The organism is bacterium SCSIO 12844, assembly GCA_024397935.1.
In the GTDB taxonomy this organism is placed as follows: domain Bacteria; phylum Pseudomonadota; class Gammaproteobacteria; order Francisellales; family Francisellaceae; genus M0027.
The window spans coordinates 2,842,109-2,856,205 of record CP073743.1; the positions used below are offsets into that span (position 1 = coordinate 2,842,109).

At 34.6% G+C, this 14,097-nt stretch carries 18 protein-coding genes; 4 read left to right on the top strand and 14 right to left on the bottom strand.

What is annotated here, in order from left to right:
* Positions 1 to 42: 42 nt before the first annotated feature.
* Together KFE69_12490 and KFE69_12495 are read left to right on the top strand one after the other, a co-directional pair.
* Positions 43 to 1,335 (top strand): MFS transporter, encoded by a 1,293-nt coding sequence (locus tag KFE69_12490; GenBank protein UTW42289.1) that lies wholly within the window; start codon positions 43 to 45, stop codon positions 1,333 to 1,335.
* Between the two features lie 157 nt (positions 1,336 to 1,492).
* Entirely contained in the window at positions 1,493 to 1,846 is a 354-nt protein-coding gene (locus KFE69_12495) for an isochorismatase (protein UTW44078.1), read from the top strand.
* Between the two features lie 26 nt (positions 1,847 to 1,872).
* On the opposite strand, the gene KFE69_12500 is transcribed toward KFE69_12495, so the two are convergent.
* The 6 genes from KFE69_12500 to KFE69_12525 all read right to left on the bottom strand — a co-directional run bounded on the left by KFE69_12500 (position 1,873) and on the right by KFE69_12525 (position 6,084).
* On the bottom strand, positions 1,873 to 2,787 hold the full coding sequence (locus KFE69_12500; GenBank protein ID UTW42290.1) for an SGNH/GDSL hydrolase family protein: 915 nt from the start codon (positions 2,785 to 2,787) through the stop codon (positions 1,873 to 1,875).
* A gap of 95 nt (positions 2,788 to 2,882) precedes the next feature.
* Positions 2,883 to 3,200 (bottom strand): hypothetical protein, encoded by a 318-nt coding sequence (locus KFE69_12505; GenBank protein ID UTW42291.1) that lies wholly within the window; start codon positions 3,198 to 3,200, stop codon positions 2,883 to 2,885.
* Positions 3,201 to 3,250: 50 nt separating this feature from the next.
* Positions 3,251 to 4,150 carry a ParB/RepB/Spo0J family partition protein gene (locus tag KFE69_12510; GenBank protein UTW42292.1) on the bottom strand — a complete coding sequence of 300 codons (900 nt, stop codon included), beginning with the start codon at positions 4,148 to 4,150 and terminating at the stop codon, positions 3,251 to 3,253.
* 66 nt (positions 4,151 to 4,216) lie between these two features.
* Positions 4,217 to 4,855 (bottom strand): ParA family protein, encoded by a 639-nt coding sequence (locus tag KFE69_12515; GenBank protein UTW44079.1) that lies wholly within the window; start codon positions 4,853 to 4,855, stop codon positions 4,217 to 4,219.
* A 119-nt stretch (positions 4,856 to 4,974) separates the two neighbouring features.
* The gene (locus tag KFE69_12520; GenBank protein ID UTW42293.1) at positions 4,975 to 5,502 is read right to left on the bottom strand and encodes a carboxymuconolactone decarboxylase family protein; all 528 of its coding nucleotides are present in this window, start codon (positions 5,500 to 5,502) and stop codon (positions 4,975 to 4,977) included.
* A 12-nt stretch (positions 5,503 to 5,514) separates the two neighbouring features.
* On the bottom strand, positions 5,515 to 6,084 hold the full coding sequence (locus tag KFE69_12525) for a peroxiredoxin (protein UTW44080.1): 570 nt from the start codon (positions 6,082 to 6,084) through the stop codon (positions 5,515 to 5,517).
* A 247-nt stretch (positions 6,085 to 6,331) separates the two neighbouring features.
* Between KFE69_12525 and KFE69_12530 the strand changes: the two genes are divergently transcribed.
* A complete protein-coding gene (locus tag KFE69_12530) occupies positions 6,332 to 6,847 on the top strand; it encodes a cytochrome b/b6 domain-containing protein (GenBank protein ID UTW42294.1) in 516 nt (171 codons plus the stop codon).
* Positions 6,848 to 7,134: 287 nt separating this feature from the next.
* Here KFE69_12530 and fabF read toward each other — a convergent pair whose 3' ends face one another.
* The 8 genes from fabF to KFE69_12570 all read right to left on the bottom strand — a co-directional run bounded on the left by fabF (position 7,135) and on the right by KFE69_12570 (position 13,450).
* Positions 7,135 to 8,382: a beta-ketoacyl-ACP synthase II gene (gene fabF / locus KFE69_12535; protein UTW42295.1), complete on the bottom strand. Its 1,248-nt coding sequence runs from the start codon at positions 8,380 to 8,382 to the stop codon at positions 7,135 to 7,137.
* 136 nt (positions 8,383 to 8,518) lie between these two features.
* Positions 8,519 to 8,752 (bottom strand): acyl carrier protein, encoded by a 234-nt coding sequence (gene acpP / locus KFE69_12540; protein UTW42296.1) that lies wholly within the window; start codon positions 8,750 to 8,752, stop codon positions 8,519 to 8,521.
* Between the two features lie 87 nt (positions 8,753 to 8,839).
* Positions 8,840 to 9,586 (bottom strand): 3-oxoacyl-ACP reductase FabG, encoded by a 747-nt coding sequence (gene fabG / locus KFE69_12545; GenBank protein UTW42297.1) that lies wholly within the window; start codon positions 9,584 to 9,586, stop codon positions 8,840 to 8,842.
* Positions 9,587 to 9,627: 41 nt separating this feature from the next.
* Positions 9,628 to 10,575 (bottom strand): ACP S-malonyltransferase, encoded by a 948-nt coding sequence (gene fabD / locus KFE69_12550; protein UTW42298.1) that lies wholly within the window; start codon positions 10,573 to 10,575, stop codon positions 9,628 to 9,630.
* Positions 10,576 to 10,626: 51 nt separating this feature from the next.
* A complete protein-coding gene (locus KFE69_12555; protein UTW42299.1) occupies positions 10,627 to 11,595 on the bottom strand; it encodes a ketoacyl-ACP synthase III in 969 nt (322 codons plus the stop codon).
* 3 nt (positions 11,596 to 11,598) lie between these two features.
* Positions 11,599 to 12,654, bottom strand: coding sequence for a phosphate acyltransferase PlsX (plsX, locus tag KFE69_12560; GenBank protein UTW42300.1), 1,056 nt, complete (start codon positions 12,652 to 12,654; stop codon positions 11,599 to 11,601).
* Between the two features lie 31 nt (positions 12,655 to 12,685).
* Positions 12,686 to 12,868, bottom strand: coding sequence for a 50S ribosomal protein L32 (gene rpmF / locus KFE69_12565; GenBank protein UTW42301.1), 183 nt, complete (start codon positions 12,866 to 12,868; stop codon positions 12,686 to 12,688).
* Positions 12,869 to 12,925: 57 nt separating this feature from the next.
* Positions 12,926 to 13,450, bottom strand: a complete 525-nt coding sequence (locus KFE69_12570; GenBank protein ID UTW42302.1) for a DUF177 domain-containing protein — start codon at positions 13,448 to 13,450, stop codon at positions 12,926 to 12,928.
* Between the two features lie 108 nt (positions 13,451 to 13,558).
* Between KFE69_12570 and KFE69_12575 the strand changes: the two genes are divergently transcribed.
* Entirely contained in the window at positions 13,559 to 14,023 is a 465-nt protein-coding gene (locus tag KFE69_12575; protein UTW42303.1) for a peroxiredoxin, read from the top strand.
* Positions 14,024 to 14,097: the final 74 nt, after the last annotated feature.

Consider the following 14,097-nt stretch of genomic DNA (forward strand, 5'->3'; position numbering starts at 1 on the left):
TAGAGCTATATCGTATTAAATAAGGACATTGATTTAAATCTTATGTCACAGCTACCACTACGACAAACAAGCAAAAATAAGCCTTTAGTTGATGATATTATAACCGTCATTACCTCTCGTAAAATGATAGTGATGCTATTATTAGGCTTTTCATCTGGCTTACCATTATTATTAAGTATTTCAACGCTTATTGCTTGGTTTAGCCAGTCTGATATTTCAACGGAAAAAATTGGTCTTTTAACATTGATCAGCGCACCTTATACCTTTAAGTTTATCTGGTCACCGATTATGGATCGATTCTCACTACCTTTTTTAGGTCATCGCCGTGGCTGGATACTAGTGATGCAAATTCTATTAATGCTTACTGTCGCTTTAAATGCCTTATTTACCCCTGAAAATAACCCATGGGCATTAGCATTTTTAAATTTAATTATTGCTTTTCTATCTGCTACACAAGATATCAATATTAATGCCTATCAGGCTGATGTTTTAAAACCAGATGAGCGTGCATTAGGCGGCGCAGTATCTACTCTAGGCTATCGAATTGCTATGTTTGCATCTGGTGCTGGCGCATTACTGATTGCTTCAAGTTTTGGTTGGCACAATGCTTATATTGTTATCAGCTTACTATTCATTATTGGTATTATTGGGACCCTAGTTGCGCCAAAGGCAATTAAAGTGAGAACCCATGCACCAAAAACACTCTTTCAAGCAGCTATATTACCCTTTATCGATTTTTTCCAACGTCATCATTTTATTAGTGCAATTTTAATTCTGTTACTAATTATTGTTTATAAGTTAGGTGACCAACTTGCTTTTTCTCTTAATACTGTTTTTTTCCTAAGAGGACTTAATTTTTCACTTAATGAAGTAGCCATTGCATTTAAATTTAGCGCCATGATCTTTACGATTTTAGGTACCTTAACCGGCGGCTTTATTATGAAACGCATTGGCATTTACAAAGGTTTTTTATATTTTAGCCTTGCTATGGCATTAGCGAATCTATGCTATGCCATCTTAGCAATTGTTGGTAAAAGCTTTTATCTAATGACGCTATCGGTTGCCGTTGAGTATTTTGCAGGTGGGCTTGGCTCGGCTGCATTTTTAGCCTTTCTATTTTCCTTATGTAATCAAAATTATAGTGCAACGCAATTTGCTCTTTTTAGTTCACTTGATTCGTTAGGACGCGTCTTTATAGGACCATTTGCAGGTTTTATTGCAACAACGTATAACTGGGCAACATTATTTTTATTAAGCACATGCATTGGCATAGCTGTGAGTATTTTTATCTTATTTAGTAAACGAATCATTACTAGTATGATCGATGTAAAATAGCTTAAGTCTAATATGACATGATTGATATTATGTTTCTTCTAACCGTACAATAATAAGCTTTGTAATATTATATATTTATTGGGGAGGAAATATGAACCAGATAACAGAGCCAAAGAATCAAGAGTGCGAAATAGTATCTGAAACAACTAAACAACAGATAATACAAACTGTTCAAAAAGAAAGCACAACGTGGAAAAAAGCCTTTAATAGTCAAGACGCCTTAGCCTGTGCAAATCAATATGAAGATGATGCGATCATGGAGGTTAAATCGATTGGTACATTTCAAGGTAAAAAAGCAATTCAAGCATTTTGGCAAAAAATCATCGATGATGGTTTTTTAGATGTTGAGTATCATAACCCAACAATTGAGGTAATTGATCAAACGTGCGCTATTTTATCATCGAAGTGGAAAATGAATAAAGCCTACGGTGTTATTTATAAAGAACTATGGGTTATACAACCTGATGGAAGTGCAAAATTAAAAGAAGATGTATTTGAAATCTTAGGTTAAAGATAACATAAGCTATAAATAACGTATTACTGTATAAAGTATTTTAACCATTCATTGGCTACAACTTGATGCGCTTTTGTTGTTGGATGCACCAAATCCCAAAATAAATGCGTATCAGGATTCTCTTGCACCAAAATATCTGTATCCGACTGGATATTACCTTTTAAATCAAATCCACCAACACTTAGAATTGATGGGTTTGTCGCATTTTCAAACCCAAATTCAAACGGTTTATTCATTACACGTCGCATAAATCGAAAACCATCGAATAGATGAATTTGGCTATCTCTATATTTTACTTTTAATTGATCGATTTTCTTATCTAGTTTAGCGTTTTCTTTAGTTAAACGATTCAGATAATAACGTTTAACTATACTTCTTATTTTGTAAATAATATGTCTTTTAGCTAAAGGTTTAATCTTTTTACCTTCTGGCACATAATTGAAAACTGGAACAGCAGTAACATCTGGAATGTTTGATAATAAAATTTCTTTAGCGCCTAAACGACAAACTCGATCAACAATGCGCTCTAAATCATTGGCGACGCGATAAATATTACCTAAATGCAGATAAGGATAATCAGGCACAATTGAAAAAAAGAAATTATTACCACCACCTGTTATGACAATTAAATCATCATCATTAAAACGCCCAAACTGATGCTCAAATCTATCTACTTGATCAGCTACGGCTAACGATTTATCCATTAATAAAGGATTTGGGTTTAGTGTTGCTGCTAATGCACCAGCAACTGCAAAATTATGAATATTAATGTCATCATTATAATACTGGCTTAATCCATCTCTCAAATAATACACAGCAACTGGGCCATTGGAAAAATAGCCATCATGACAAGCTTTGGGTGATAAGGGTAATAACTTGGTTAAATTACCATGATCTTGAAGACTATCTCCAAATATAATTAGCCTTTTTATCTTCATTAAGTAACCTTAAAATAAATTATCAACCATCAGATGGACAAAACAATAAGTGATTTTCTAATCAAATGCAAGATTATACAAATGATTGCTATAAGCTAGATTGTACTTGTATTAACCCAATAAATAATACTTGCGATTAAATAATATAAAGCGATACAAAGAAAAAGAAGATGCAAACAATAATAGACTAAATGCTTTAACAAACCAAAAGGCAGCAACATACCAATTTCAATTAAAGCTAAAAATAATAATGAATAAAAAGTAAAATAATAGCCATGGGCTGTCACAAGCTCTGTTAAAAAAAACAAGGAAATATTCATCAATATTAATAAGTTACTTAATCGTGATAAATGATTCCAATACACAGCATAATCTTTGGCAAAGGATAATTTTAACCATTGATACAGTTTCATAAAAATAGATCACTTACATTACACTTTATGCCTATAAGTATAGAATGTAATTAGTCATTTTGTTTTATTTGACTGAGTATATGCGCTTTTATCTGACTACTTAGCTTAAATTGATAAGGTTTCTTGCCTGAGACATAAACAGTTAAAATATTACCATCGATATCGACTTGTTCAGTATCAACTGCTTGTTGTAACTTTTCATTATCTTTTTGTTTTCTTGCGCCTGATCTTGCACGCGAGATAGCCTGACGATAGGAACCTCGAATACGGCTTTCTCTTATTTTTCTGACAAAATCTTTTGCTAAATCCGGGGTTTCATCTTCAAATTTTTTTAATTCATATAATGTTCTTACATCATCAATAATGCCATCATCACTTAAACGCCTGATAAGTGCTGAACCTTCATTTAATTTTAAACGCATAGAAACCCAAGATAGTTCACGCCCTAATGATTTAGCAATCTGGCTTTTTTTCATTTTTTTATGTTTAATCAACTCATAAATCGCATCGGCTTCTTCAAATGGAGATACTTTCTCACGTTGATCATTTTCAAGTAATTGAATAATCAAGACATCTGAGTCTTTTTCTTGGCGAACAATTGCTGGAATCGTAACAAGTTGAGCCATCTTAGCTGCACGATACCTACGCTCACCTGCAATTAATGTATAATCACCATTATCATTACGCCTAACAATAATTGGCTGTAAGACACCTTTTTCTTTAATGCTCGCAGCTAATGATTCAATATTTCTAAATACTTTACGAGGCTGATTTGGATCTGGTTTAACTTGAGTTAAAGATAATTCAAGCAATGAACCACCACTTTGAGCTTCTGTATTTAACTCATTTAGCTTCATTGCCAAAAGCTCATCTTTCTTTAAGTCTGCTTGAGTATTGACAACACCTAAGTCACTTAAACGTTTACGATTGGATAATAAGCCTTTACTCATTTGCCGGTTAAACCTTTAAATAGTTAAATTTAATTTTATGATAAACTCTCTTTTATCATATTACTATCAATGCTTTTTATCAAAAAAAGTCAATACTTCTTTTGCAAGTTTCTTAACTTGAATATGCGCCCATGAACCTTTTGCGTATTCTCCAATATATAAACCTTGGGCCTCTGCTTCAACAAATTTCACACTTTGAGGTATTGATACATCAAATGCATTACCTTCACCTTCTAACTCAACTAACAAACTTTTTGACATTTGTGTATTTTTAAGAATTCTATTGGCTAATAAACGGTATGGTCTCTCTGCAGTAACAGCTAAATCTTTTGCTTCTAATAAACCTGACATATCCATACCACTAGGTGCAGCAGGAATAACAACCAAATCAGACCATAATGCAGCTTTTAATGCTGCTGTCTGAAAATTTGGCGGTGTATCAATAATCAAAAACTCACAATGGTTTTTAAGCTCATTAATCTGATCTCGCGCATTTTTTTCATCTATCTGGTATACAAAATTACCCATTTCATCATTTTTTGCAGACCAAGCCCATGCATCGGGCTTATCTTTATCCATATCAGCAACTAAGACATTATATCCTAACTCACGTAAGCCACCTGCTAAATTCATTGCCGTTGTCGTCTTACCTGAACCGCCCTTTTGTTGCAACAGGGCAATTGATTTTGCTTGTGTCATCCTTATCTACTCCTAAAAAAGCAATCTTTTGCTATTCTAGCAGTCCTTTGGAAGTAATTTAAGGAAATTGAAAATTTATTCTAAAGAAATTGATAAAAAAATATCAAATTGACTAAAAATTAGCACTAATCAGTAATAACTGATTGTGCTAATGCATGAATAACTGCTGCAATTTTAATTGCATGCTGAATTGCTTGTGGATCAATATTTGCTTTTTCTAGCACTTGAACATGACTATCAATACATAAGCCACAACCATTAATTGCAGAAACCGCCAATGAATATAGTTCAAAATCTACCTTTTCAACACCTGGATTTGCCAAAACATTCATTCTTAGCCCTACCGGCATATTTTTATAGCTTTGTTTTGATACTAAATGCACAAAGCGATAATAAATATTATTCATACCCATAATTGTTGCTGCAGCTTTTGCTGCTTGATGTTCATTCTCACTAATCTTATTTAATGCATAATCATTAATTGCCTCAATTACTTTTTCATCTTTTGTTGCATACGCACATGATAAAGCAATCGCTGCGATTTGGTTCTCAGTTAAGTGATTTTGCTTTGAAAAGTCTAAAACATTTTTTATATTTAGACGAATGTCTTTTGCATAATCACCCATTGAGCTTAATAGTGTTTCATAAGCCATTTGAATTACTCCTTATGCTTCTACTTCAGACTCTGTTTCTAATGGATTTATAGTTTCTTGACCTTGCTGCCAGTTACATGGGCATAATTCATCTGTTTGTAATGCATCTAACACACGTAAAACTTCATCTGGGTTACGCCCAACACTCATATCAGTAACCATTGAAAATCTAATCATGCCTTGAGGGTCGATAATAAACGTTGCACGTTTGGCTACGCCTTCAGCTTCATCTAAAACACCTAATGCTTTAGATAGTTGACGATTAATATCTGATAACATTGGAAATGGTAAGTCATTTAACTCTTCTTTTTGTTGACGCCAAGCCAAATGTACAAACTCAGAGTCTGTGCTGACACCTAAAACTTGTGTATCACGGTCTTTAAACTCCTCATTCAAATTACCAAAAGCTTGAATTTCAGTTGGGCAAACAAAAGTGAAGTCTTTTGGCCAAAAAAATACAACCAACCATTGATCTGAGTAAGACTTTTCATTGACATCAACAAATGCATTATTCATATCATTAGATACAACGGCCTTCATTTGGAATTGTGGGAATTGATCACCTACAGTTAACATGGTTATGTCTCCTTTTATTTAGTTTACTTACTTTATGCTTACGAATTAATCGCTACATGAATAAGGATAATAAAATACAAAAAATAAATAAAATATATGTCTTTTATAAACTTGATAAATATTATTTATTGAAATATATATCTAGCTAATGTATCTGATTTTATTTTGCTATTCATACTAAATTTAAGTAGTCTAAAACTAACCATAATCGAAAAATAGCTTTACTTGCCAACATAAAAAGGATTTAAAGGCCATGAAAAAATATCCTATCTCAATACGGATCTTACATTTTCTCTTATTGTTAATTATTTTTGCACAACTAATTGTTGGTTATGGCTTTGATCTTATTTTTGAAAAATTAGGTGCTGATCGATTTCTTATTTTGCACAAATCACTTGGATTATTAGGCTTAATCGTTATTGTATTATTAATCATAAGACGCCTATTTTATACTAAACCACCTTACCCATCATCAATTTCCAGTGGACAAAAATATCTAGCTAAATTAGTTCATGTTTTATTATATTTAACTGTAATTATCATGGGCTGTAGTGGCATGTTAGTCTCGATGCTTTTTAATAGCCAATGGCAATGGTTTTATATCATACCACTACCTCAAGTTATCATGCCCAACCCACAACTAGGTAGTGAGATTTTCCCTATTCATATTTATGGTGCAGTTATCTTAAGCATTTTAGTTGCACTACATATACTAGGGGCAATTTTCCATGGTATTAAAAAAGATGGTATTACCAAAAGAATGTTTTAATAATTTAATATAAACAAATTTGCTAAAAAAAGCTTTGCTTCTGAATTAACACCCTATAATATATGAGTTAGATTATAGATGGTGGCACAATGCAAAATTTATCAATCAATAAAAAATCAAACATTATTAAGTTTTCACTAGCCACTTTGAAATAAACCATTTATAATTGATTTCGATTTTGGGCATTGGAGCAATCATAGCATCAATGCCCTACGCTACCTGGACTCCCCCCACCCCTACTGTTATATCACACGTTCAGGTAGCTCTAATTTAGAATAATTGCTTTTTTATATTTTCTTAAATACCAATGCACCATTTGTACCACCAAAGCCAAATGAATTAGACATAGCAATATCTATCTTCATATCACGTGCATTATTAGCTGCATAGTCAAGATTACAGCCCTCACCTGGTTCATTAAGATTAATCGTAGGCGGTGCAATCTGATCTTTAATGGCTAAAATTGTAAAAATCGCTTCAACTGCACCAGCTGCACCTAATAAGTGGCCAATCATAGATTTAGTTGAACTAACAACAATATTATTAGCATCATGAGCCATTAATTTTTCAATGGTTTGACTTTCATTTAAATCACCAATCGGTGTTGAAGTACCATGTGCATTAATATAATCTAATTCTGATGCATTAATTTGAGCATCATTTAGTGCATTGTCCATACATAAATAAGTACCCGCACTATCTGGCGCTGTCATATGATAGGCATCACCTGAAACACCATAACCAAGTAACTCTGCATAGATTTTAGCACCACGACGTTTTGCATGCTCATATTCTTCAATGACTAAAACACCTGAACCATCGCCTAATACAAACCCATCACGATCTTTATCCCACGGACGAGATGCAGCTTGTGGATCATCATTACGAGTTGACAGTGCTCTAGCTGCAGCAAAGCCTGCCATACCAACTGCTGTTGATGCTTTTTCAGCACCACCAACAACCATAACATCAGCATCACCATAGGCAATTAATCGAGCGGCATTACCAATATTATGTGTGCCTGTACTACAAGCTGTTACAATTGCAAGGTTTGGTCCTTTAAAGCCATATTTAATGGATGCATGACCAGAAATCATATTGATCAAACAAGCTGGAATACAAAATGGAGAGACTTTAGTCCCCTTATTATCTAGCTGTTGGCGAATTGTTTCAATCGTTGTAATACCACCGATACCTGAAGATACTGACACGCCCATACGATGTGCATTTTTATCCGTTACTTCAAGTTGAGCATCTTTAATTGCCTCATCAGTCGCAATTAAACCATATTGAAGTACCACATCTAATTTTTTAAGCTCTTTCGTATTAAAATAATTTGCAGGATTATAACCTTTTACTCTAGCAGCAATTTGTGCTTTAAACTCACTTAAGTCAGGCCCAGGCAAATCAAAACCATCTAACTTTTCAACACCACTTTCACCTGCTTTTATATTCTCCCAGCTCTCTTTTAAATCAAGCCCTACCGGAGAAATCATACCTAATCCTGTTACAACAACACGCCTTGGTGATTTCATCTGATCTTACTCCTTAAATTTTAAAACAAAGAAATAATATGCTTAAAACAAAATCAGCGCTTAAGGACTATCCCTAAAAGCGCTGATCTAACTAAAAATATTACAAAACCTAAGTATCGTTTGATAAAAATAACGATTACTTGTTCTCATTAATGTAATTAATAACATCCTGAACTGTCTTAATTTTTTCTGCTTCTTCATCAGGAATATCAGTTTCAAACTCTTCTTCTAAAGCCATCACTAATTCAACTGTATCTAAAGAATCAGCACCTAAATCATCGATAAATGACGCATCAGGCACAACATCTTTCTCATCGACATTTAACTGATCTGCAATGATTTTTTTAACTCTTGATTCAATTTCGCTCATTTTTTTATTTCCTCATGTTTTTCTAAAGAATTAACTTTATCAGTGCCATTTTATTGAACTATGGCAGATTTGCAAGGTTTTTATCACCTATGCCATATAAAGGCCGCCATTAACATGTAGCGTATGACCTGTTACATAACCTGCTTCATTAGAGGCTAAATAAATAGCAGCAGCAGCAATATCTTCTGGATTACCCATCGATTGTGCTGGCACTTGAGTCATAATGGCTTGCTTCTGTGCATCATTTAATTCAGCAGTCATATCTGTTTGAATAAATCCAGGCGCAACAACGTTTGCAGTAATACCGCGCGATGCTAATTCATGGGCTAATGATTTACTTAAACCAATTACAGCTGCTTTTGCAGCACAATAATTTGCTTGACCAGGATTACCCATACTGCCAACAACAGAGCCAATCGTGATAATACGCCCCCAACGTTTTTTCATCATATCTCTTAGTAACCCACGAGTTAATTTAAAAACACCCGTTAAATTTGTATTGAGCACCTCATCCCATTGATCATCTTTTAAGCGCATTGCCAAATTATCTCGCGTAATTCCTGCATTATTAACTAAAATATCAATACTAATTTTTTCTGCTTTAAATGCCTTTAATAACTCATTTATGCTATTTTCATCGGCAATATTAAGTTTAACACCACGACCTTTAACCCCTAGCTGATCAAATCGTTGTGTAATTTTATGGGCACCATCATCTGTTGTTGCAGTACCGATTACATAAGCACCATGTTGAGCTAATTGGTCAGATATTCCTTGCCCTATACCACGACTAGCACCTGTAACAAGTGCTGTTTTATTTGATAAATCAAACATAAATAATAATCTCCTAAACAATTAATTTCTTATAATCGAACTTAAAGTGATACTAAACACTCTAGTACTTGATTAAATCCTCCAACAGAATCGCTCGCCAAATAATGCTTATCTTTTACAATCCTTTTATTTAAACCAGTTAGAACTTTACCGCTACCTAGCTCAATAAATACATCAATACCTTCAGCTGCCATTAATTGAATTGTTTTTGACCACTTAACAGGTGAATATAACTGATGCACCAATGCTTGGCGTATTTCATCTGCGTGATTATGTATTTCTACATCAACATTATGAATCACTGGTATCTTTGGTATCTCAAGCTGGATTTTTTCCAAAGCTTCTGCTAATTTTTCAGCTGCTGGTTTCATAAGCATACAATGAGAAGGAACTGAGACAGGTAAAATCTGTGCCCTTTTAGCGCCACTTTGTTTTGCTAATTCAGAGGCATTAATCACTGCATTACGCTCCCCTGCAATAACAACTTGCCCTGGTGAGTTAAAGTTAGCTGCTGTAACAATGCCTTCATTAGACGCTTTTTGACATACTTCTATAACTGTTTGATCATCCAAACCTAAAATAGCACTCATCGCACCAACATCAGAAGGTACAGCCTCTTGCATTAACTGACCACGTAAATGCACCAGTTTTAATGCATCAGAAAAATCCAAACTACCTGCTGCAACTAATGCTGAATATTCACCTAAGCTATGCCCTGCCATTAAAGTAGGCTTCAACTCACTTTTAGCTAACAGCAGACGATAAATTGCAATAGAACCTGCAAGTAATGCTGGCTGAGTATATGCTGTTTGAGATAACCTATTCTCATCATTTAAAATAATATTCCACAAATCAAACCCTAAAGCCTCACTTGCCTCATTAAATGTATCTCTAACAAGACTAAATTCTTGATAATAATCACTTAACATCGCTTTTTTTTGTGAGCCTTGACCTGGAAAAACATATGCAATCTTAGAATTTGCTGACATAATCTATGATCCTTTATCCTATTTTTATCAAAAGATAACCTTTAAATTGACTTAGAATGATAACACCATACCACCCCAAACAAAACCAGCACCAAATGCTTCAATTAACAAATTTTGTTGAGATTGGATTTTGCCACAGTTAACCGCATGATCGAGCGCCAACGGTATGGATGCAGCTGAAGTATTTCCATGATATTGAAGTGTTACAATAACTTGTGATAGTGGTAAAGAAAGCTTCTTAGCTGTTGCTTCTAATATACGTAAGTTAGCTTGATGCGGGACTAACCAATCTAGCTGACTCTGATTAAGCGATGCTTTTTCTAACAATTCATCGGCCAAAAAACTTAAACGAGCAACCGCTTTTTTAAACACCTTATTACCCTGCATATGTAAAAGTGTTGTCTCTGCATCTTGACCATATAACGACTTAGGTAGTGCATTAGGCACATTCAACAACTCAAGATCCTGACCATCACTATGCAATATAGATGCTTTAATGCCATGTTCTTGATCAGCACCTAAAACGACAGCACCTGCACCATCACCAAAAAGCACACAGGTTGAACGATCTTTCCAATCAAGCACTCTTGATAAGCGCTCTGCACCAATAACTAAAGCATACTCAACTGTTTCATTTTCAATATATTGGCGTGCAACATCTAATGCATAAACAAACCCGCCACAAGCGGCACTAATATCAAAGGAAGGCGTACTTTTGGTACCTAAGCGATGCTGTAATAATGATGCAGTTGATGGCATTAAATAATCAGCAGTACCCGTTGCAACAATAATTAAACCAATATCTTTGGGATCAATTGCAAGCTTTTTCAATGCATTTTCTGCTGCGTGAAAAGCTAAATCGGTCGTTGACTCTTTTTCTGCTACATGTCTTGAGATAATACCAACACGTTGGCGAATCCATTCATCTGAAGTCTCAATAAATTGAGCTAGATCATCATTAGTAACTACCTTTGGAGGTAAATAACTACCTGTAGATAAAATTCTTGCCCTAAGTGGCATAATTTATTCTTCCTCTTGCATACGCTGCAATAGCGTACCCACTTCGGCTTGTATTTGGTTAGGCACATCTTTTTTAACTTCTTTTATCGCCTCTGTAATAGCCGTAGCAAATGCTGAGGCATCAGCACCACCATGACTTTTAATTACAATACCTCGAAGCCCAAGAAAAGTACCACCATTATATTGACGCGTGTCTAATCGTTTTTTTATTTTACGCAAAACAGGTGCCGCACACAATAATGATAATTTAGACAATAAACTAGATGAAAATGCATCTTTGATGATTTTTGATATCAGTGAAGCAACACCTTCTGTTGTTTTTAATGCTACATTGCCAACAAAGCCATCACAAACAACGACATCAGCGCGATCAAAAAAGATATCATTACCTTCAACAAAACCAACATAATTAATTGAATCTGTTGCATAAAGCATTTTTGAAGCCTGCTTGATACTATCAAGGCCTTTCATATCTTCTTCGCCAATATTTAACAAACCCACTCGAGGTCGATCATTACCTGTCACTGCTGAAACTAAAATACTACCCATCACTGCAAATTGAAACAATTGCTCAGATGTACAATTTACATTAGCCCCTAAGTCCAACATATAAGTAGATTTCATCTGTCCTGATTCTTTATTCATACCAGGCATAGGGTAAACAATTGCAGGGCGGTCAATATCAGCTAATGTTTTCAACACAAAACGCGACGTTGCCATTAAAGCACCCGTATTACCAGCACTGACACAAGCATCGGCTTTGGTATCTTTAACTAAATTAATAGCCACGCGCATTGATGAATCTTTTTTATTTCGTAATGCAACTGCAGGAGACTCTTCCATAGCAACAACTTCTGAGGCATGTTGAATTACAATTCGATGATCAAATTTAGCAGATTTATATAGTTTGAGGGCTTTTTTAAGGCGCTTCTCATCTCCGACAAGAATCACATCAAGCTCAGGATGTTCCTTTAATGCAAAAATAGCAGCAGGAACTGTCGATTTGATGCCATGATCTCCACCCATAGCATCTATTGAAAGGGTAATACGCTCAGTCAACGTCTACCACCTATAATTCGTTAATTGTTAATTAATCTTCATCACTATGATTAACCACTTTACGGCCACGGTAATAGCCATCAGGGGTTACATGGTGACGCATATGGACTTCACCTGAAGTTTTATCTACTGATAATGATTGCGCTTTTAATGCATCATGTGAGCGACGCATACCACGTTTAGAACGTGTTTTACGATTTTGTTGTACAGCCATTTTTTATGCTCCTGATCTTTATATCTAAAATTTTAAATTATATAAAATTTCAACTAACTATTGCTTTATCATATCGATAAGCCCAGCAAAAGGTCGCCGCACAGTGCTTTGAACCTCTTCATTTAAGATGCCGTAGTATGCCTTATTTTTATTCAAATCACAATCTTTTAATTCTTTTTTTGCTACCAATGGTAAACTTAATAAAATTTCTTCTTCTATAATCTCTAAAGGTGAAACCAGCCCATTTTCATCATAAATACAAGGCTCATACTCTGCAGATAGTGCATCTGCCATACGGTCATCTGCAACAACAACTAATTTAAATGTTGATTTAACTGGATATTCAAAAGGTTCTAATGTTCTTTGACACTCCAAAACAACTGTTGTTTGAATATTACCCTCAATTACAACAAAACCTTGCCCATCAACGCTAAACGACAAAGTAGCATCTATCATATTATCCGTAGCGCACAATGCATCTTCCAAGCGAGGTAGGACACTTTGCGGCACTTTACCCATAAGCACTCTCGCTTCTCTAGCAAAACGAGCAGGGTCAATCTGAGTCGGTAATCCAGTTTTCATGTTGCTACACCTTAATAACGTTTACGCCAAATCATAGTTTTACTTGATTTTAAACTATCATTATGACAATTTGTTAACTTTGCGAATACTACTACAGGAGCCACACTTATGGCAAGTACATTTTTTGATCAATCAATCCCTCCGTTTAGTTTACCTATGACATCCGAAAAAACCTTTAGTCTTGATAACTACCATGGTAAGCATCTTGTCATCTACTTCTACCCTAAGGATAGCACACCTGGCTGCACAAGCGAGTCAAAAGATTTTAGGGACCTATATATCGCTTTTCAAACCAATAATGTAGAGATTATTGGCATTTCGCGTGACAGCATCAAATCACATAAAAAATTCAAAGAAAATCTTAAATTACCATTTGAATTAGCTTCTGATAAAGATGAAATTGCTTGCAAATTATTTGATGTGATTAAAGAAAAATCAATGTTTGGTAAAAAATATATGGGCATTGAACGTAGTACCTTCTTAATCAATCCAGAAGGCAAAGTTACTAAAGAATGGCGAAAAGTCAAAGTTAAAGGTCATGCTGAAGCCGTATTAAAAGAGATTACAGGGTAAACTTGCCCTTACCCACAAAAACGTTATAATAATAATCGGCAAAAATTCTTGATTAAATGAAAGTTGAATCTAAA

What these genes read in the sequence shown, in the direction of transcription:
- KFE69_12490 (UTW42289.1), top strand. Translation starts at nt 43, where the DNA reads ATGTCACAGCTACCACTACGACAAACAAGCAAAAATAAGCCTTTAGTT.
- KFE69_12500 (UTW42290.1), bottom strand. Translation starts at nt 2,787, where the DNA reads ATGAAGATAAAAAGGCTAATTATATTTGGAGATAGTCTTCAAGATCAT.
- KFE69_12505 (UTW42291.1), bottom strand. Translation starts at nt 3,200, where the DNA reads ATGAAACTGTATCAATGGTTAAAATTATCCTTTGCCAAAGATTATGCT.
- KFE69_12510 (UTW42292.1), bottom strand. Translation starts at nt 4,150, where the DNA reads ATGAGTAAAGGCTTATTATCCAATCGTAAACGTTTAAGTGACTTAGGT.
- KFE69_12520 (UTW42293.1), bottom strand. Translation starts at nt 5,502, where the DNA reads ATGGCTTATGAAACACTATTAAGCTCAATGGGTGATTATGCAAAAGAC.
- KFE69_12530 (UTW42294.1), top strand. Translation starts at nt 6,332, where the DNA reads ATGAAAAAATATCCTATCTCAATACGGATCTTACATTTTCTCTTATTG.
- fabF (UTW42295.1), bottom strand. Translation starts at nt 8,382, where the DNA reads ATGAAATCACCAAGGCGTGTTGTTGTAACAGGATTAGGTATGATTTCT.
- acpP (UTW42296.1), bottom strand. Translation starts at nt 8,752, where the DNA reads ATGAGCGAAATTGAATCAAGAGTTAAAAAAATCATTGCAGATCAGTTA.
- fabG (UTW42297.1), bottom strand. Translation starts at nt 9,586, where the DNA reads ATGTTTGATTTATCAAATAAAACAGCACTTGTTACAGGTGCTAGTCGT.
- fabD (UTW42298.1), bottom strand. Translation starts at nt 10,575, where the DNA reads ATGTCAGCAAATTCTAAGATTGCATATGTTTTTCCAGGTCAAGGCTCA.
- KFE69_12555 (UTW42299.1), bottom strand. Translation starts at nt 11,595, where the DNA reads ATGCCACTTAGGGCAAGAATTTTATCTACAGGTAGTTATTTACCTCCA.
- rpmF (UTW42301.1), bottom strand. Translation starts at nt 12,868, where the DNA reads ATGGCTGTACAACAAAATCGTAAAACACGTTCTAAACGTGGTATGCGT.
- KFE69_12570 (UTW42302.1), bottom strand. Translation starts at nt 13,450, where the DNA reads ATGAAAACTGGATTACCGACTCAGATTGACCCTGCTCGTTTTGCTAGA.
- KFE69_12575 (UTW42303.1), top strand. Translation starts at nt 13,559, where the DNA reads ATGGCAAGTACATTTTTTGATCAATCAATCCCTCCGTTTAGTTTACCT.